General features: G+C 61.3%; 4 protein-coding genes. 3 read left to right on the forward strand and 1 reads right to left on the reverse strand.

All coding sequences use genetic code 11. From position 1 onward, the window contains the following. Positions 1-303: 303 nt before the first annotated feature. From CK944_RS24250 to CK944_RS21960, 3 genes are all read left to right on the forward strand, one after another. The gene (locus CK944_RS24250) at positions 304-435 is read left to right on the forward strand and encodes a hypothetical protein (RefSeq protein WP_256388182.1); all 132 of its coding nucleotides are present in this window, start codon (positions 304-306) and stop codon (positions 433-435) included. 511 nt (positions 436-946) lie between these two features. Further along, positions 947-1,192, forward strand: a complete 246-nt coding sequence (locus CK944_RS21955) for a plasmid stabilization protein (RefSeq protein ID WP_103175157.1) — start codon at positions 947-949, stop codon at positions 1,190-1,192. Next, positions 1,189-1,617 carry a type II toxin-antitoxin system VapC family toxin gene (locus CK944_RS21960; RefSeq protein ID WP_103175158.1) on the forward strand — a complete coding sequence of 143 codons (429 nt, stop codon included), beginning with the start codon at positions 1,189-1,191 and terminating at the stop codon, positions 1,615-1,617. Before CK944_RS21955 ends, CK944_RS21960 begins: the two co-directional genes overlap by 4 nt. Here the strand turns inward: CK944_RS21960 and CK944_RS23490 are convergent. After that, entirely contained in the window at positions 1,608-1,829 is a 222-nt protein-coding gene (locus CK944_RS23490) for a hypothetical protein (protein ID WP_103175159.1), read from the reverse strand. The genes CK944_RS21960 and CK944_RS23490 overlap by 10 nt on opposite strands. Between the last annotated feature and the right edge of the window lie 212 nt (positions 1,830-2,041).

A 2,041-nucleotide genomic window follows, 5' to 3' on the forward strand; every position in this document is an offset into this window, starting at 1 on the left:
GGGCGTTCGGCTTGTCCGAATCCTCCGGTCAGGCGCGGTCTCGCGCCTTTGCCTCGATCCCCGCGCCTTCGCGAGAATCCCTCGATCATCTTTGCCGGTCGAAGCTATCCAGCCTGCCGCCTCTCTCTTGGCGGCGGGCCTTGCAGGGCGGCGAGCTGGACGCGCCCATCATGGAGCGAAGGGAAGCGAGACGCCCTGTGGGAAGGTTCGGCGGGATTGTGCCAACCTACAGAGCTAACGAAGGGAAATTTGGCATGCGACTTTTGTCGTGCTAGGGTCTCCGTGTGCAAAGGAGGGTGTGACATGTTCCATTCCCCCGAGCAGCACGACAAGCCTTGGTCGGAAGCAAAATCCGTCTCGGAACTGTCGGATGATGAGGTCAGGCAACTGTTCGACGCCAAGGTCGCGAAGCTCAACGAAGAACAGCGTCAGTAAGCGGTAAGTCGGTCCAGATGTCACAGGCATTCTCGCCCTCCAGGCGCGGACGCCGCCTGAGGTTTTCATGGTGGAAAAGTTTGACCGGATCACGCAACTGCCCGCCCGGTTGACCACAGGCTGTGTGCTCGATCCCTATGGTCTCGCTTACAGCCTGCTTCGGCCTCCCCCTGTCCCTCCCAAGGTCGGGCCAGTGCGAGGCTGGACAACCGGGCTACCCCCGCAAGCGATCGCAAGCCGACAGGGCCGAGACTGGGCCGCTGGACCGACTATTGCGGCCCTGCAAAGGCTGGCTCGGGACGAGACAGGCGCGGCGCGGCGCGGCGCGAGAAAAGCCGCAAAGGAGGGGCAGGGGTCCAGGCTCGGGGCGCAGGCCGGTGCAGCCGGTCGAAGCCTGGAGCGCGGTCCCGGCCACAAGACAGGATGCGGCTAGGCGCTATCACTTTCATCATTGCGCCATCACAATTCATTTGATAGCATCTTTGTTAATTTGCTATCACAGGAGCAAGCCATGGGAAACATGACCATTCGCAATCTGCCGGATGAGGTCCACGACCATCTGCGGCAACAAGCGGCCAGCAACAGCCGCAGCATCGAGGCAGAGGCCCGCGCCATCCTGGTCAACTCCTATGTTGCCAAGCACACGGGCGGCTTCGGCCAGAAGCTCCGGTCGCGGTTCCAGAGCATGGGCGTGATTGGGGACGAGCTGGACCTGAAGCGCGACAAGACCCCCGGCAGAGCGGCGGATTTTTCGTGATCGTCCTCGACACGAATGTTGTTTCCGAGGTTCAGAAACCGAACCCGAATGAGCGCGTCATGGCTTGGCTCGATGCCCAGGAGCCGGGTGATCTTTACATCACAGCCGTCACGGCGGAGGAGCTGCTGTTCGGTGCGCTCATCCTGCCAGTCGGAGACCGCAGGGCACGGTTGTTCGGCACCATCGAAGCCATGTTGCAGGACGACTTCTATGGCCGCGTTCTTCCTTATGATGTGACCGCCTCGCAGTTCTATGCGTCGCGCGTTTCGGCTGCGCGGGAACGCGGGATCACGATTGGACATGCTGACGGGCAGATCGGCGCGATTGTCGCGGCACAAAGAGCAGCGAAGATCGCGACACGGGACACGGGACCATTTGAAGCCATGCGCATCGAGGTCATCAACCCGTGGGACTATCAGCCGTGAAGGCGTGAGCTGCTATCCTTGACGAACAAACACCCCGGCTGATTCAGTGCCTGGATGAAGTCGGCCCTGACCTGTTCGGGTGTCACGGTACCTTCGGCAAAGGCGATGCAGGAACCGGCCGCCTGTCGATAGGCAGGATCGGCCGGATCGCAGGCCGGCGCCAGACGGCCGAAGCTTGAAGCGCGGTCCCGGCCACGCCGGGGATGCGGCATATTAGCCAAAGGGACCGGAAAGATTTTCCTTCTCTTTTGCTTGTTTCAGCACGGCCGTAAGCCAGATTGGGAAACTACCCTCCTCCACTACCAGTTTAACTGTCATGAGCGCTTCCTCACACTTCGGCCAACATCTGCTCTCCGACGCCATCAACACGGCCAGCCGTCTCGCTGCCAAGACGGGCGAGTTGCCGGATCTGAAAACACTGGCG

Origin of the sequence: Paracoccus sp. SY (assembly GCF_002901215.1) — a bacterium.
Taxonomy (GTDB): domain Bacteria; phylum Pseudomonadota; class Alphaproteobacteria; order Rhodobacterales; family Rhodobacteraceae; genus Paracoccus; species Paracoccus acridae.